The 14,716-nt window shown below is 49.2% G+C and carries 16 protein-coding genes; 6 read left to right on the top strand and 10 right to left on the bottom strand.

Annotation, left to right across the window (positions count from 1 at the left end):
• The 3 genes from folP to rlmE all read right to left on the bottom strand — a co-directional run bounded on the left by folP (position 1) and on the right by rlmE (position 3,594).
• Complete coding sequence (gene folP / locus ACO0U8_RS18920) at positions 1–840, bottom strand: dihydropteroate synthase (protein ID WP_056782438.1); 840 nt, start codon at positions 838–840, stop codon at positions 1–3.
• Between the two features lie 124 nt (positions 841–964).
• Positions 965–2,917 (bottom strand): ATP-dependent zinc metalloprotease FtsH, encoded by a 1,953-nt coding sequence (ftsH, locus tag ACO0U8_RS18915; RefSeq protein ID WP_421671416.1) that lies wholly within the window; start codon positions 2,915–2,917, stop codon positions 965–967.
• 47 nt (positions 2,918–2,964) lie between these two features.
• Complete coding sequence (gene rlmE, locus ACO0U8_RS18910; RefSeq protein WP_056782440.1) at positions 2,965–3,594, bottom strand: 23S rRNA (uridine(2552)-2'-O)-methyltransferase RlmE; 630 nt, start codon at positions 3,592–3,594, stop codon at positions 2,965–2,967.
• A 182-nt stretch (positions 3,595–3,776) separates the two neighbouring features.
• On the opposite strand from rlmE, the gene yhbY reads away from it, so the two are divergent.
• Positions 3,777–4,073: a ribosome assembly RNA-binding protein YhbY gene (gene yhbY, locus ACO0U8_RS18905; protein WP_056782441.1), complete on the top strand. Its 297-nt coding sequence runs from the start codon at positions 3,777–3,779 to the stop codon at positions 4,071–4,073.
• Positions 4,074–4,254: 181 nt separating this feature from the next.
• Here yhbY and greA read toward each other — a convergent pair whose 3' ends face one another.
• Positions 4,255–4,731 carry a transcription elongation factor GreA gene (gene greA, locus ACO0U8_RS18900; RefSeq protein WP_056782442.1) on the bottom strand — a complete coding sequence of 159 codons (477 nt, stop codon included), beginning with the start codon at positions 4,729–4,731 and terminating at the stop codon, positions 4,255–4,257.
• A gap of 283 nt (positions 4,732–5,014) precedes the next feature.
• Here greA and dacB point away from each other — a divergent pair, with 283 nt between their 5' ends.
• Genes dacB through pmrB form a run of 3 tightly spaced genes read left to right on the top strand, consistent with a single transcriptional unit; the run spans position 5,015 to position 8,231 of the window.
• The gene (dacB, locus tag ACO0U8_RS18895; RefSeq protein WP_056782443.1) at positions 5,015–6,448 is read left to right on the top strand and encodes a serine-type D-Ala-D-Ala carboxypeptidase; all 1,434 of its coding nucleotides are present in this window, start codon (positions 5,015–5,017) and stop codon (positions 6,446–6,448) included.
• A gap of 20 nt (positions 6,449–6,468) precedes the next feature.
• Positions 6,469–7,131, top strand: a complete 663-nt coding sequence (gene pmrA, locus ACO0U8_RS18890) for a two-component system response regulator PmrA (protein WP_056782444.1) — start codon at positions 6,469–6,471, stop codon at positions 7,129–7,131.
• Entirely contained in the window at positions 7,128–8,231 is a 1,104-nt protein-coding gene (pmrB, locus tag ACO0U8_RS18885; RefSeq protein WP_136375215.1) for a two-component system sensor histidine kinase PmrB, read from the top strand. Before pmrA ends, pmrB begins: the two co-directional genes overlap by 4 nt.
• A 45-nt stretch (positions 8,232–8,276) precedes the next feature.
• Here pmrB and cgtA read toward each other — a convergent pair whose 3' ends face one another.
• From cgtA to rplU, 4 genes are all read right to left on the bottom strand, one after another.
• Positions 8,277–9,449, bottom strand: a complete 1,173-nt coding sequence (gene cgtA / locus ACO0U8_RS18880) for an Obg family GTPase CgtA (protein ID WP_056782446.1) — start codon at positions 9,447–9,449, stop codon at positions 8,277–8,279.
• 33 nt (positions 9,450–9,482) lie between these two features.
• Positions 9,483–10,439 (bottom strand): DMT family transporter, encoded by a 957-nt coding sequence (locus ACO0U8_RS18875; RefSeq protein WP_056782447.1) that lies wholly within the window; start codon positions 10,437–10,439, stop codon positions 9,483–9,485.
• A gap of 85 nt (positions 10,440–10,524) precedes the next feature.
• Complete coding sequence (rpmA, locus tag ACO0U8_RS18870; RefSeq protein ID WP_013573805.1) at positions 10,525–10,782, bottom strand: 50S ribosomal protein L27; 258 nt, start codon at positions 10,780–10,782, stop codon at positions 10,525–10,527.
• Positions 10,783–10,800: 18 nt separating this feature from the next.
• On the bottom strand, positions 10,801–11,112 hold the full coding sequence (gene rplU / locus ACO0U8_RS18865; RefSeq protein WP_056782448.1) for a 50S ribosomal protein L21: 312 nt from the start codon (positions 11,110–11,112) through the stop codon (positions 10,801–10,803).
• A 259-nt stretch (positions 11,113–11,371) separates the two neighbouring features.
• On the opposite strand from rplU, the gene ispB reads away from it, so the two are divergent.
• Positions 11,372–12,343, top strand: coding sequence for an octaprenyl diphosphate synthase (gene ispB / locus ACO0U8_RS18860; protein WP_056782449.1), 972 nt, complete (start codon positions 11,372–11,374; stop codon positions 12,341–12,343).
• A 51-nt stretch (positions 12,344–12,394) separates the two neighbouring features.
• Here the strand turns inward: ispB and ACO0U8_RS18855 are convergent, their stop codons facing one another.
• Positions 12,395–12,754, bottom strand: coding sequence for a DNA-binding protein (locus ACO0U8_RS18855; RefSeq protein ID WP_056782450.1), 360 nt, complete (start codon positions 12,752–12,754; stop codon positions 12,395–12,397).
• A gap of 678 nt (positions 12,755–13,432) precedes the next feature.
• On the opposite strand from ACO0U8_RS18855, the gene ACO0U8_RS18850 reads away from it, so the two are divergent.
• Positions 13,433–13,705: a helix-turn-helix domain-containing protein gene (locus ACO0U8_RS18850; protein ID WP_056782451.1), complete on the top strand. Its 273-nt coding sequence runs from the start codon at positions 13,433–13,435 to the stop codon at positions 13,703–13,705.
• Positions 13,706–13,771: 66 nt separating this feature from the next.
• Here the strand turns inward: ACO0U8_RS18850 and mdh are convergent, their stop codons facing one another.
• On the bottom strand, positions 13,772–14,710 hold the full coding sequence (gene mdh / locus ACO0U8_RS18845) for a malate dehydrogenase (RefSeq protein ID WP_056782452.1): 939 nt from the start codon (positions 14,708–14,710) through the stop codon (positions 13,772–13,774).
• Positions 14,711–14,716: the final 6 nt, after the last annotated feature.

Here is a 14,716-nt window from a genome sequence, read left to right as displayed (position 1 = left end):
TTATTTTTTATCCCTTGCAGAAAGTGTAGCTTCGACGACACGCATCGCTTCGACGGTTTCTTTTACATCATGTACACGGACGATCTGAGCGCCCTGCATGGCTGCGATAACAGCACAGGCAACACTTCCCGTCACACGTTGTTCTGGTGAGACATGAAGCAGTTGGCCGACCATGGATTTCCTCGACATGCCAACGAGAAGAGGCAAGCCGAAATGATGAAACTCAGCCAGTCTGGCGAGCAACTGGTAATTGTGGTTCAGATTTTTACCGAAACCAAAGCCCGGGTCGAGTAACAATTTGCTTTTCGGAATGCCGGCATTCTCACAGCGTGCAATTTGTTCAACAAAATACTCCGCGACTTCAGCAACCACATCCTCATATTTTGGGGAGTGCTGCATTGTTTTCGGTTGCCCTTGCATGTGCATCAGGCAAACGGGCAACCCTGTTTCTGCGGCTGCCTGCAATGCACCCGGCTCTTGTAAAGAGCGAATGTCATTGATCAGATGCATACCTGCGCGGGCAGCTTCGCGGATAACGATCGCTTTTGATGTATCCACTGAAATCCAGACATCAAAGCGACGGGCAATCGCCTCAACAACCGGCACCACACGCGCCAGTTCCTCATCTTCACTGACTTCAGCAGCACCTGGACGCGTCGACTCTCCGCCAATATCAAGAAGGGTTGCCCCGGCATTGATCATCGCCTCAGCATGCCTGAGTGCGAGATCCAGCGAGTTATGCCTTCCTCCATCGGAAAATGAATCCGGCGTAACATTCAGGATCCCCATTACCTGAGGAAAAGTGAGGTTTAGAATCGATTCTCTGGCTGTGAGTTGCATACGTCATGTCTCGTTTGATCGGTCAGTGGTCGTAATATCTAAATTCCGGGGCAAAGAATGCACGCATAAAAAACCCCGGGCAAGCCCGGGGTAGTATGTAATCAGCATTTTTCCAACCAGCGACTTATTTGCCGCTGAATTGTTCAAACATCGTATTGCCAGGATTTGGCGTACGAGGCCCATCAACCGGCGTTGGTGCTTTTGGCGAACCACCGTCGTTAGAATTGCCATTACCATTTTTACCGCCGACGTCATCCCAGCCAGCTGGCGGGCGAACTTCAGTACGGTTCATCAGATCGTCTATCTGTGGTGCATCGATGGTTTCATATTTCATCAGGGCATCTTTCATTGAATGAAGGATATCCATGTTTTCCATCAGCAAAGTACGCGCACGTGCATAGTTGCGTTCAACCAGAGATTTCACTTCCTGATCGATGATTCGCGCCGTTTCATCAGACATGTGTTTTGCTTTTGCTACTGAACGGCCGAGGAAGACTTCGCCTTCTTCTTCCGCATACAGCAACGGACCTAATTTGTCTGAGAAGCCCCACTGCGTAACCATGTTACGGGCAATGGATGTCGCCACTTTGATATCGTTAGATGCACCGGTAGAGACTTTTTCTACACCGTAGATGATCTCTTCAGCAAGACGACCACCGTATAGCGTGGAAATCTGGCTTTCGAGTTTCTGACGGCTGGCACTGATCGCATCACCTACTGGCAGGAAGAACGTCACACCCAATGCCCGGCCACGAGGAATAATCGTGACTTTGTGCACAGGATCGTGTTCAGGAACCAGGCGGCCAATGATGGCGTGACCCGCTTCGTGATACGCGGTGGATTCTTTCTGTGCTTCTGTCATCACCATGGAGCGACGTTCCGCACCCATCATGATTTTGTCTTTGGCTTTTTCGAACTCAACCATAGACACCACACGTTTATTACCACGTGCAGAGAACAGAGCGGCTTCGTTGACCAGGTTTGCCAGATCAGCACCGGAGAAGCCCGGTGTACCACGTGCAATCACTGAAGCATCAACATCTGTTGCCAGAGGAACGCGGCGCATGTGAACTTTAAGGATCTGTTCGCGGCCACGCACGTCTGGCAAGCCAACCACAACCTGACGGTCGAAACGGCCCGGACGCAGCAATGCCGGGTCAAGAACGTCAGGACGGTTAGTCGCAGCAATAACGATAATGCCTTCGTTACCTTCAAAGCCGTCCATCTCAACCAACATCTGGTTCAGCGTTTGCTCACGTTCATCGTGACCGCCGCCTAAACCTGCACCACGCTGACGGCCAACGGCGTCAATTTCATCGATGAAGATGATACATGGAGCAGCTTTCTTCGCTTGTTCGAACATGTCACGCACACGGGATGCGCCGACACCCACGAACATTTCGACGAAGTCAGAACCAGAAATAGTAAAGAAAGGAACCTTGGCTTCACCTGCGATGGCTTTCGCCAGCAAGGTTTTACCGGTACCCGGAGGACCGACCATCAGGACGCCTTTAGGAATTTTACCGCCCAGTTTCTGGAAACGGCTAGGTTCGCGCAGGTAATCAACCAGCTCGCTAACCTCTTCCTTGGCTTCGTCGCAACCTGCAACATCCGCAAAAGTCGTTTTAATTTGATCTTCTGTCAGCATGCGCGCTTTGCTCTTGCCAAAGGACATCGCCCCTTTGCCGCCGCCGCCCTGCATTTGCCGCATAAAGAAGATCCAGACCCCAATCAACAACAACATTGGGAACCAGGAAATAAAGATAGAGGCCAGTAAGCTTGGTTGCTCTGGTGGCTCACCCACTACGGTTACATTTTTGCTCAGCAGCGTATCCAGCAACTTAGGGTCTTCAACTGGAATATAGGTCGTGTACTTGTTGCTGTCTTTTTTAACAACGTTAATCTCACGTCCATTGATACGCGCTTCGCGAATCTGGTCTTGGGTCAATTCGGACATGAAGGTAGAATAATCTACCCTACGGCCATTAGACTCGCTGGGCCCAAAGCTCTGAAATACAGACATCAATACTACTGCGATGACTAACCAGAGAATCAGGTTCTTCGCCATGTCACTCAAGGGATCAACCTCATATTACAACTGTGTTAACAAACAGCGTTAGGGTACTACAGTTTCCGCCCTGTCGCTACGATGTACACTTCTCGCGAACGTGCTCGGGAAGCGTCTGGCTTACGAATCTTCACCTTCGTAAACAGGGAGCGAATTTCCCGCAGGTATTCATCAAAGCCATCTCCCTGGAACACCTTCACCAGGAAACTTCCGCCTGGTGCTAATACATCCCGACACATATCCAGCGCTAACTCAACCAAATACATCGATTTTGGAATATCGACTGCCGGTGTACCGCTCATATTCGGGGCCATATCGGACATGACCACCTGAACCTTGTTTTCTCCCACGCGGTCAAGCAGCGCTTTGAGAACTAATTCATCACGAAAATCCCCCTGAAGGAAATCGACTCCAACAATAGGATCCATAGGTAAAAGGTCAAGAGCAATGATGCGCCCTTTGCTACCGATCTGCGTGGCGGCAAACTGCGACCATCCGCCGGGTGCTGCGCCTAAATCCACAACGGTCATCCCGGGTTTGAACAGCTTATCGCCCTGCTGTATCTCATCAAGCTTAAACCAGGCGCGGGAACGCAGCCCTTTTTTCTGTGCCTGAATCACGTATTTATCGCTAAAGTGTTCCTGCAGCCAGCGTGTGGAACTTGCAGAACGCTTTTTAATAGACATTATTTAGTAACCATATAGTTTTCCAACTACCCTGTGTTAGAGCTTTTGGAACAAGCTGTTAGCGTCATGACGTCTATGGCTAAGTCAGTATAAATCACATCCCGAAGCAGTGCGGGTTGGTCATATACATGAGATGGCGGTAGAATGACCCGTTTTCAATCCCAACTTAAGCAAAAAAGACGATGAATCTTAACAATAAACAAAAACAGTACCTGAAAGGTCTGGCACATCCACTGAAACCGGTTGTCATGCTGGGTAACAACGGCCTGACAGAAGGCGTGCTTGCCGAAATCGAACAGGCACTGAAGCATCACGAACTGATCAAGATTAAAGTCGCGGCAGAAGAACGCGAAACGAAGACCTTGATCGTAGACGCTATCGTGCGTGAAACCAAGGCGTGTAATGTGCAAGTTATCGGCAATATGCTGGTACTTTATCGCCCTTCTACCGAAGACCGCAAAATTATCTTACCGCGTTAATTCGTCAGAGTTTAACGAAAAACGCTTTAGATTTTCGGAAAGGTGCCACGAAATCACGTTCAGGAAAAGGCTATCACTGGTCTTTTTACGTTAGTTTTCAATTTAATGTGAAGTCATTCACTTCATGAATGGGTGATTTATAGGGCGAAACATTACGTTTCGCCCTTTTTAATGCAGATTTTTAGAGGTACTCGACCTTCAGCACTTCAAACTCAACATCCCCGCCTGGGGTGCTGATCACAACCACGTCATCCTGTTCTTTCCCAATCAAACCGCGTGCGATAGGTGAGTTCACAGAAATCAGATTTTGCTTAAAGTCAGCTTCGTCGTCACCCACGATACGGTAGGTCTGTTCTTCTTCGCTGTCCAGGTTCATCAATTTCACCGTGGCACCAAAAATGACACGACCCGTCGCCGGCATTTTTGTCACGTCGATCACCTGAGCATTTGAAAGCTTGGCTTCGATCTCCTGAATACGGCCTTCACAGAAGCCCTGCTGTTCGCGGGCAGCGTGATACTCAGCATTCTCTTTCAGATCGCCGTGTTCGCGCGCAGTGGCAATATCAGCAATAATTTTTGGACGACGTACGCCCTTCAGATGATCCAGCTCTTCACGTAATCTTTCTGCGCCACGCAACGTCATCGGAATCGGTTTCATATATTCATTACCTCTAACTTGGTCCTTTCGGTAAACACCGTCCTGATTGAATCAGGTAAGAAATTAAGCCAGCTCTTTTGACCTACTCACTCTGGCGAAAAACAAAAAAAACCTCACCCGGAGTTGCCACCAGGCCAGGATTCATTTTGCATTATGATTCGTATTTTAACGTAGAGTTCCTTGAGGATCATCGTTTACTTTCAGCCACGTTGCGCCTGGGTTCGTAGCATCGTAGTATGGCACCACATTATCCTGTTGTTACCCAGAGCCTTTACTCAAAATAATGCGTTTTATACGAATAGTCAGTGGATTAGCATGCGCGTTTGTTCTGAATACAAATGCGGCTCAGATCGAAAATTACACAGAATATCTGCCTGACGGTACGAATCTGGCTGTGCTGGTACAGAAAATAGGCGCTCCCGCGCCTGCCATCGACTATCACGGTTCCCAGATGGCGTTGCCCGCCAGTACCATGAAGATCCTGACCGCGCTGGCGGCCTTACTTCAGTTGGGTCCAGATTTCCGATTCACTACCACCCTTGAAACCCCGGGCTCCGTTTCAGATGGCGTCTTAAAAGGGGATCTGGTCGCGCGTTTTTCCGGAGATCCGACGCTGAAGCGTCAGAATATTCGGAATATGGTCGCGGTGCTGAAAAAACAGGGCATTAAAGAGATCAGTGGTGATGTGGTCGTGAACACGTCAGTGTTTGCCAGCCATGACAAAGCCCCCGGCTGGCCATGGAATGACATCACACAGTGCTTCAGTGCGCCGCCCGCCGCGGCGATTGTCGATCGCAACTGTTTCTCGGTGTCCCTTTACAGCGCGCCTAAACCTGATGAAAACGCCTTTATCCGCGTAGCCTCCTATTATCCGGTGCATATGTTCAGTGAGGTCCGCACGCTGGCAAAAGGTTCTCCGGATGCACAGTATTGTGAACTGGATGTGGTGCCGGGAGAATTCAATCGCTACACATTGACCGGTTGTCTGACCCAACGTAGTGAACCTTTGCCACTGGCTTTCGCCATTCAGGATGGTGCCAGCTATGCCGGTGCAATTTTGAAAGACGAACTCTTGCAGGCAGATATTCAGATTGATGGCACGCTGAAACGTCAGACGCGCCAGACACCTGCCGGGACAGTGCTTGCACAAACGCAGTCTGCCCCGTTGCATGATCTGCTGCGCATCATGCTGAAGAAATCCGACAACATGATTGCCGATACGGTATTTCGTACGATTGGTCATCAGCGGTTTGGTGTGCCGGGAACCTGGCGTGCCGGTTCAGATGCTGTGCGCCAAATCCTTCGCCAGAAAGCGGGCATCGATTTAGGCAACTCTATTCAGGTTGATGGCTCAGGCCTGTCACGTCACGATTTGCTGTCACCGGCGACGATGATGCAGGTACTGCAATACATCGCGCAGAATGATAAGGATTTAGACTTTATCTCAATGCTTCCACTGGCCGGTCATGACGGTACGCTGCAGTATCGCGGTGGTCTGCACGAAGCCGGAGTGGACGGCAAAGTGTCTGCGAAAACAGGCTCACTGTCTGGCGTATACAACCTGGCAGGCTTTATCACCACCGCCAGCGGGCAGCGCATGGCGTTTGTTCAGTTCCTCTCCGGATACGCAGTGCCTCCGGAAGACCAGCGTACGCGTCGCGCTCCGCTGGTACGCTTTGAGAGCCGTCTCTATAAGGACGTCTACCAAAATAATTAACCCTGGAGAAGTGCCAGACGATGAAACTGCTGATAGTTGAAGATGATGAACTTTTGCGGCAGGGTTTATCGCTGGCATTAACCAGCGATAATTATGTGTGCGACTGCGCATCCACCGCGGCAGAAGCGCAAAGCCTCATCCAGACCAGTCAATACAGTCTGGTGATCCTTGATTTAGGGTTGCCAGATAAAGATGGCGCCACGCTTCTGCGTCAATGGCGTCGCCAAAGAATTTCCCTCCCCGTCCTCATTTTGACCGCCCGTGATGCTCTTGAAGACCGCGTCGATGGCCTGGACGCCGGTGCCGATGATTACCTGATCAAACCTTTCGCCCTGGCCGAGCTCCAGGCGCGGGTTCGTGCGCTTATTCGCCGCTATCAGGGACAAAGTGATAACGAGATTTCCGTTGGCAATTTGAAAATTAACCTCTCGTCGCAGCAAACCTATCTGGGTGATGCTCAGGTGGAAGTCACGCCGAAGGAATTTGCGATTTTAACCCGGCTGATGATGCGCGCCGGGCAAACGGTCAACCGTGAGTTACTTCAGCAAGATCTCTATACCTGGCAGGACGATTTAGGATCCAACACGCTGGAAGTTCACGTCCATAACCTGCGCCGCAAACTGGGTAAGGAACTCATCCGCACAGTGCGCGGTATTGGATACCGGCTGGAGATAGCACCGTGACCAGTATGCGCCGCCGTCTTCTGGTCATGCTGGCGTTGATTCTTTTTGTCACCCAACTCACCAGCATTTTCTGGCTCTGGCATGAAAGTCAGGAGCAGATTAATTTGCTGGTGAATGACACGCTTTCCGCCAAAGTTCGCAATGCGCATGTTGAGAAGGAAATTGCCGAAGCGATTGCCTCGCTGATTGCGCCTTCTTTGCTGATGATGACCATTACTCTGGTGCTCTCCTTCTGGGCGATCAGCTGGATTATTCGTCCGTTAAACCAGTTACAAAAACGTCTGGAAACCCGTTCGGCAGATAACCTTTCGCCTTTGCCTCTGAACAGCGAAATTCGCGAGGTGGTGGCGGTGACAAACGCCCTCAATCAGCTGTTTTCGCGCCTTTCAAATACGATTCAGCAGGAACGATTATTCACCGCCGATGCCGCTCACGAATTACGAACGCCACTTGCCGGAGTGCGTCTGCATCTTGAGATCATGCAAAAAAATGGCATCACCGGCAGCGATACCCTGATTGGTCGCATCGATCAGCTTATGCATACCATTGAACAATTACTGATGTTATCCCGCGCCGGACAAAATTTTGCTAAAGGTGAATATCAGCAAGTGGATCTTGTGGCAAACGTCATCGAACCGCTGCGTGAAGAGTTCTGCGAGATGCTTGAAGATCGCCAACAAAAGCTGATTTTGAGGCTTCCGCAACATGCCACGCTTCAGGGAGATGCCGTTCTGCTTCGTTTACTGGTGAGGAATCTGGTGGAAAATGCTTTCCGCTACGGCCCTGAGAACAGTGAAATACTCATTACAGTGCAGCCACAGAACAAGGGTTTCCTGATACAAATTGACGATGAAGGTCCGGGGATTGATGAGACAAAAGCGTGTGAGCTGACCCAGGCATTCAAACGTATGGATCAACGTTATGGCGGCAGCGGGTTGGGTTTGAACATTGTGATACGCATTGCTCAACTTCACTGCGGAACGTTGACGTTGCGTAATCGTGCCTCAGGTCACGGGCTGAGTGCGCAATGCTGGCTGCCCGATGTGATTTTGGAAAATGCCCTTTCACTTTCTGCCAGCACCACGAAAAATATGTATTAAAAAAGGCTGCCACTGGCAGCCTTTCGGATTGAGATCTACGCCGGATTAACGTTCGTAAATGATTTCAACGCCTTCGTCGTCGTCTTCATCCCAGTCATCATCCCAGTCGTCGTCAGCTTCAGATTCCACTTCAGCCAGTTGTTCACGGTGATAATCATCCCACATGAATTCAACTTTTTCTGGCGCAGCTTCTTCAATCGCCATGTGCTTAGGATTTTCATTGATAAATTTCATCACATCCCAGCACAGTGCATTCACGCCTTCGCGATTAGCGGCTGAAATCAGGTAGTAGTTACCTTCCCAACCCAGCGCTTCTGCAATGGCTTTAGCACGGGTCTCAGCTTCTTCTTTTTCGATCAGATCAACTTTGTTGAATACCAGCCAACGTGGCTTTTCAGCCAGTTTTGCATTGTATTGCTGCAACTCGTTGATGATAACTTTCGCATTCTCGATCGGATCAGATTCATCAATCGGCGCGATATCGATCAGGTGCAGTAACACGCGGCAACGCTCAAGGTGTTTCAGGAAGCGAATACCTAAACCAGCACCTTCAGATGCCCCTTCAATCAGACCCGGGATATCGGCGATCACAAAGCTTTGCTCACTGTCCATACGAACAACACCAAGGCTTGGTACCAGGGTGGTAAATGGATAGTCAGCAACTTTTGGTTTCGCTGCGGAAACGGCACGAATGAAGGTCGATTTACCCGCATTTGGCAGCCCCAGCATACCCACGTCAGCCAGCAGCATCAGCTCCAGCGCGATATCACGCTCTTCGCCTTTCGTGCCCATGGTTTTTTGGCGTGGGGAACGGTTAACCGACGATTTGAAGCGGGTATTGCCAAGACCGTGGAAACCGCCTTTAGCCACCATATTGATCTGACCGTGTTTGGTCATATCAGCAAGCACTTCACCGGTGGCCTGATCCAGAACGCGCGTACCAACGGGAACTTTGATCGTAATATCTTTACCGCGTTTACCGGTACAGTCGCTGCTTTGACCGTTTGTGCCGCGCTCCGCGCGATATGATTTCACAAAGCGGAAATCGATCAGCGTATTGAGGTTTTCATCAGCAAGCAGGAAAACGTCGCCACCATCGCCACCGTCGCCGCCATCAGGGCCGCCACGGGGAATATATTTCTCACGACGGAAGCTCACACAACCGTTACCGCCGTCACCTGCCACGATCAATATTGTGGCTTCATCAACAAACTTCATTTGTACTGTCTCCGTAAATCATTCGCCGGGCAGCTATAGTTTAGCTACCAGGTTTTGCTCTGTCCGACGAGGCCACCAACGATGGCCTGCTGCGGAAAACATTGCACCCGCCACCACCACAAATGCCCCAAGATAACCTACAAAATTGAGCACTGGTGCGGCGAAATAGCCCGGCCAGGCAAGTGCTAACAGATCTGAAAATAGCAGGGTAAACAAGGGCGTCAGCGTCACTATTGCGCTGACCTGCGATGCCTGCCATCTCGCCATCGCTTCCGCTAAGGCGCCATATCCTACTAAGGTATTCGCGCCGCAAAACAACAAACAGGCAAACTGCCAGCCGCTGAGCTGTGAAAGCATCGCCGGACTGGCCAGCGGGAGCAATGCGATAGAACATAAAGTGTACAGCAAAAACAAGATTTGCGGCGAGGCCAGCTGACGCAACAGAACCTTTTGCGCCACACCATAAATCACCCAAACCATTGCTGCCCCGACACCAAAAATCACACCGAGGGTGTAATCGGTAAGACGGGTAAATATTTCAATCAGGCTGACATTGAAGAACAATATCAGTCCCAAAATCAACATAATGGCGCCAATAACCTGCGTGACACGCATCTTCTCTTTCAGGATTATCACACTGGCCAGCATCATACCCACAGGCGAAAGCTGACCGATAACCTGAGAAGCCGTCGGACTGAGAAACTTCAGTGAAGAACTAAAAAGAACAAAGTTCCCCATCAGCCCTGCGGTGGCAATTAACACCAGAATAAGCCAGCGTGGCCTGCTTAAAATCACTCTTGGCGGTAAGCGGCGCTTCGCGGCAAGAATGCATCCCAGCACAATTGCAGCCATGGAAAACCGATACCAGACCACCGTAAAGGGATCCATGACGACCAATACCTGCTTCATAGCGATGGGCAAAGATCCCCAACTCATGGCAGTGATCAGCGCTAACATGATCCCGACAGGTGCCTGCGATTTAGTATCCATTATCCGCCAGAATGGGCTAACCAGAATGTAAAAAGCCCCGCAACGAGTTGCGGGGCTTACATCTATTTACTAAGACGAGAAAAACTTATTCAGCTTCGATGCTGATGTACTTACGGTTTTTCGGGCCTTTAACTTCGAACTTGACTTTACCGTCAGCCAAAGCAAACAGAGTGTGGTCCTTGCCGCAACCCACGTTGATACCAGCGTGGAATTTGGTGCCGCGCTGACGAACGATGATGCTGCCTGCCAGTACTGCTTCGCCGCCAAAGCGTTTTACGCCCAGACGTTTAGCTTCTGAATCGCGACCGTTGCGTGTGGAGCCGCCAGCCTTTTTGTGTGCCATTGTTCCGCTCTCCTAATCTTAAGCGCTGATGCCGGTGATTTTAACGTCAGTGAACCACTGACGGTGGCCCTGCTGCTTACGATAGTGCTTACGACGACGAAACTTAACGATTTTGACTTTAACGCCACGACCGTGAGCAACGATTTCAGCTTTAACGATACCGCCAGCAACTAAAGGCAGGCCGATATTAATTTCTTCACCGTTTGCAATCATCAGAACCTGATCAAACTCGATCGTTTCGCCAGTTGCGATGTCAAGCTTCTCAAGGCGAATAGTCTGCCCTTCGCTGACACGGTGTTGTTTACCACCACTTTGGAAAACCGCGTACATATAAAACTCCGCTTTCCGCGCACTCAACTTTGTATAGTTCAGAGGGCGCTATAAATATTCACAATAGGGCGCGAATTCTACGCAAAAAATCAGAGTAAGACAAGAGCACAATGACCACAAAAGAAGAAAAAAAGCGCAGTTCTTTCGTTATCATTTATCTACACTGTTTTTCAAGTACAATCCCCTTTACAGTTAGCGCCATGTGCCAATGTGAGCCAGATCTCATTGCGGTGAAGAGAACAACAGCCGAAAAAACACAATGAACCTAGAACAGATTATCGATCTTACTCAGGACGACATGGCTGCGGTCAACGCATCCATCCTTGAACAGTTGAACTCCGAAGTTTCACTCATCAATCAACTGGGATATTACATCATCAGCGGTGGCGGTAAACGCATCCGTCCAATGATTGCAGTATTGACTGCCCGTGCGCTCTCTTACGAAGGCGACAAGCACATCAAAGTGGCTGCGTTGATTGAGTTTATCCATACCGCCACGTTATTGCACGATGACGTTGTGGATGAATCCGACATGCGTCGGGGCAAAGCCACTGCCAATGCGGCTTTTGGTAATGCTGCCAGCGTACTGGTGGGCGATTTCATTTACACCCGTGCCTTCCAGATGATGACTGATTTGGAATCACTCCCCGTTTTAGCCCTGATGGCAAAAGCGGTGAATGTGATCGCCGAAGGCGAAGTACAGCAACTGATCAACTGCAATGATCCTGACATTAGCGAAGAGAGCTACATGCAGGTTATTTACAGCAAAACAGCGCGCCTCTTCGAAGCGGCATCCCAGTCTTCTGCCATGCTGGCTGGCGGAACTCAGGAGCAGATTGTCGCGTTGCAGGATTACGGTCGCTATCTGGGTACTGCGTTCCAGCTGATTGATGATTTACTCGATTATGATGCTGACGGCGAAACGCTGGGTAAAAATACCGGTGATGATCTTGATGAAGGCAAACCGACATTACCGCTTTTGCATGCAATGCAGCATGGTGATGAAGAACAGTCAGCCATGATCCGTAAAGCTATCGAAGAAGGTAATGGGCGCCATTTACTGGAACCCGTCCTGGCAGCCATGCACCAGTGGGGCTCACTGGAGTACACCCGTCAGCGCGCTGAAGAAGAAGCAGACAAAGCGATTAAAGCCCTTCAGGTATTGCCGGAGTCTGTCTACCGCTCCGCGCTTGAAGGTTTGGCGCACCTTTCTGTGAAACGCGACTTCTGATGTTTTCTGTCGTACCTGCATGACCACGGCAGGTACGACAGCGTTACAACGCTAGCTTTCGTCAGGTTTGCGTAACCTGTTTAATATTTCCGAAACACCTTCTCTCACAATAAACGAGATCATTGTTTCACGTTCCGGCTCTCTCAGTTGCTTATAGCTTTCAATCCATATCGCCAGGGGATCCTGATGCGACGTATAAACATACTCTGCCGAGTGCTCATTCATCGCCAGACTGGCGACGGTATTACCTGGCAAACTGTCTATGTGATATTCAACCGCACGCCCCTGTACACCTCGCCTCCTTCGCTTTATCCAGCATAACCTGCGCGCCATTCCGTGCACGCCTTGTGTCGAAGTCGGAAGCCCTTCTTTACCGGTCAACTCCTTTGCTGCAAACCACTCTTTTTTCATAACGTTCCTTGTCTTTCTCATTCAAACCAATAAGAAAGTTGCTGTTATAAATCCATGTGAATAATGACGATGCTTTCCTGACACGGGCGACGTTTATTTTAGAGAAGATATTAACGCCACCACTTAAGGAAAACGTCTATTTAACGGAAAGAAGATATTCAATTTTTCGAAATGAGTCCACTGCTGCTTTAAAAGTTTCCATGAATTATCTTTATCAATAAACCATGAATATGCTTAAAGGAAGTTTTTTAGAAAGAAGCATTATAATGTCGAAAGAAAAACATCAACACCCTTAAAATATAACTATAAAACAAAGCCTTAAGATAAAAATCAATAATTAAATGCCATTCAACTATAATAAATTCACTACTCAAAATATTTAATTATTATTTTTATAAATGCTAAAGATCAAAAAACACGCATACCGATAACGCATTCACTTTAATCAATTTCAACTTTGCACGTGATACATCATGAAAATAGACATGAATCACAAAAAGCAACATGAATTTACTTGTTTGTTTAAATCACAATAAGAATGTATTTTTCTAAATGAAAGCAATGAGGGTTTTTAAGAAACATAGATTTAAATGATCGTAAATAAATCAAACCCTCGTTAAATGTATAAGTGCGATAAATATGCCCGCGGAATAAAATTAAACAAATAAGGAAGCCATCATGAATACAAGGAACGAAGACTGGCATCAGGCCGATATTATTGCTGCACTCAGAAAGAAAGGAACCACCCTGGCGGCAGTATCGCGCTCTGCAGGTTTGAGCTCTTCCACCTTATCAAACGCTCTGACACGGCCATGGCCAAAGGGCGAATTGCTCATCGCGAATGCGCTGGGGCTACATCCTTCAATTATCTGGCCAAGCCGCTATTTCGACGCCAGGACTTTTCAGATCATTGAACGCCGTTGCCGCACACCCAATGCTGCGCAAGAGTAAATCCGAGGGGAGATAAAAGAAAAAAACCGCCGGGATAAGCCGGCGGTTATCTATAAAGAGACGCAATCAGTGATTAATGAACTGTTCGCCGAGTTCGATATCCTTGTGCAGGATCTCCAGCATTGATTCCAGTGACTGCTGTTCAAATGCGCTCAGTTTACCGATGTCCAGCAATTCGGTGATCCCGTTTTTGCCAAGCAAAACAGGCTGTGCGAAAAAGCGAGCATACTCACCATTGCCTTCGACATACGCACATTCCACAACGTTGCTTTCACCCTGCATAGCTCGCAGTAATGAAAGTCCGAAACGCGCAGCCGCCTGCCCCATCGACAGCGTTGCTGATCCACCACCCGCTTTTGCTTCTACCACTTCAGTGCCTGCGTTTTGAATGCGCTTGGTGAGTGAAGTGATTTCACTTTCGCTGAACGTCACACCAGGTACCTGAGAGAGCAGCGGCAGAATGGTGACACCAGAATGTCCACCGATCACCGGCACTTCAATGTCTTCCGGTTGCTTACCTTTTAACTCCGCAACGAAAGTATTAGAACGGATCGCATCCAGCGTTGTGATGCCGAAAAGTTTGTTTTTGTCATAGACGCCCGCTTTTTTCAGCACTTCTGCCGCAATAGCAACCGTCGTGTTGACCGGGTTGGTGATAATGCCAATGCAGGCTTTCGGACAGGTTTTCGCCACTTGCTGAATAAGATTACGAACGATACCCGCGTTAACATTAAACAGATCTGAGCGATCCATCCCTGGTTTTCGCGCCACACCCGCTGAAATCAGGACAATATCTGCGCCTTCCAAAGCAGGTGTGGCGTCTTCGCCACAGAAGCCTTTGATTTTCACAGCGGTAGGGATATGGCTGAGATCGACAGCAACGCCCGGCGTCACCGGAGCGATATCATATAATGAGAGTTCGGAACCGGAAGGTAGCTGGGTCTTTAGCAGAAGCGCGAGGGCCTGACCGATACCGCCCGCAGCACCGAGAACTGCAACTTTCATCCTATA

The organism is Rahnella sp. EDr1-12 (genome assembly GCF_049206505.1).
GTDB lineage: Bacteria > Pseudomonadota > Gammaproteobacteria > Enterobacterales > Enterobacteriaceae > Rahnella > Rahnella rivi.
This window is presented reverse-complemented; position numbering and strand designations above follow the sequence as displayed.

Bases quoted from the DNA above. Each gene is read 5' to 3' on its own strand.
- rlmE (WP_056782440.1), bottom strand. From the start codon at position 3,594: ATGTCTATTAAAAAGCGTTCTGCAAGTTCCACACGCTGGCTGCAGGAA.
- pmrA (WP_056782444.1), top strand. From the start codon at position 6,469: ATGAAACTGCTGATAGTTGAAGATGATGAACTTTTGCGGCAGGGTTTA.
- folP (WP_056782438.1), bottom strand. From the start codon at position 840: ATGCAACTCACAGCCAGAGAATCGATTCTAAACCTCACTTTTCCTCAG.
- ACO0U8_RS18855 (WP_056782450.1), bottom strand. From the start codon at position 12,754: ATGAAAAAAGAGTGGTTTGCAGCAAAGGAGTTGACCGGTAAAGAAGGG.
- mdh (WP_056782452.1), bottom strand. From the start codon at position 14,710: ATGAAAGTTGCAGTTCTCGGTGCTGCGGGCGGTATCGGTCAGGCCCTC.
- rplU (WP_056782448.1), bottom strand. From the start codon at position 11,112: ATGTACGCGGTTTTCCAAAGTGGTGGTAAACAACACCGTGTCAGCGAA.
- dacB (WP_056782443.1), top strand. From the start codon at position 5,015: ATGCGTTTTATACGAATAGTCAGTGGATTAGCATGCGCGTTTGTTCTG.
- ACO0U8_RS18875 (WP_056782447.1), bottom strand. From the start codon at position 10,439: ATGGATACTAAATCGCAGGCACCTGTCGGGATCATGTTAGCGCTGATC.
- cgtA (WP_056782446.1), bottom strand. From the start codon at position 9,449: ATGAAGTTTGTTGATGAAGCCACAATATTGATCGTGGCAGGTGACGGC.
- ACO0U8_RS18850 (WP_056782451.1), top strand. From the start codon at position 13,433: ATGAATACAAGGAACGAAGACTGGCATCAGGCCGATATTATTGCTGCA.
- rpmA (WP_013573805.1), bottom strand. From the start codon at position 10,782: ATGGCACACAAAAAGGCTGGCGGCTCCACACGCAACGGTCGCGATTCA.
- ispB (WP_056782449.1), top strand. From the start codon at position 11,372: ATGAACCTAGAACAGATTATCGATCTTACTCAGGACGACATGGCTGCG.
- yhbY (WP_056782441.1), top strand. From the start codon at position 3,777: ATGAATCTTAACAATAAACAAAAACAGTACCTGAAAGGTCTGGCACAT.
- greA (WP_056782442.1), bottom strand. From the start codon at position 4,731: ATGAAACCGATTCCGATGACGTTGCGTGGCGCAGAAAGATTACGTGAA.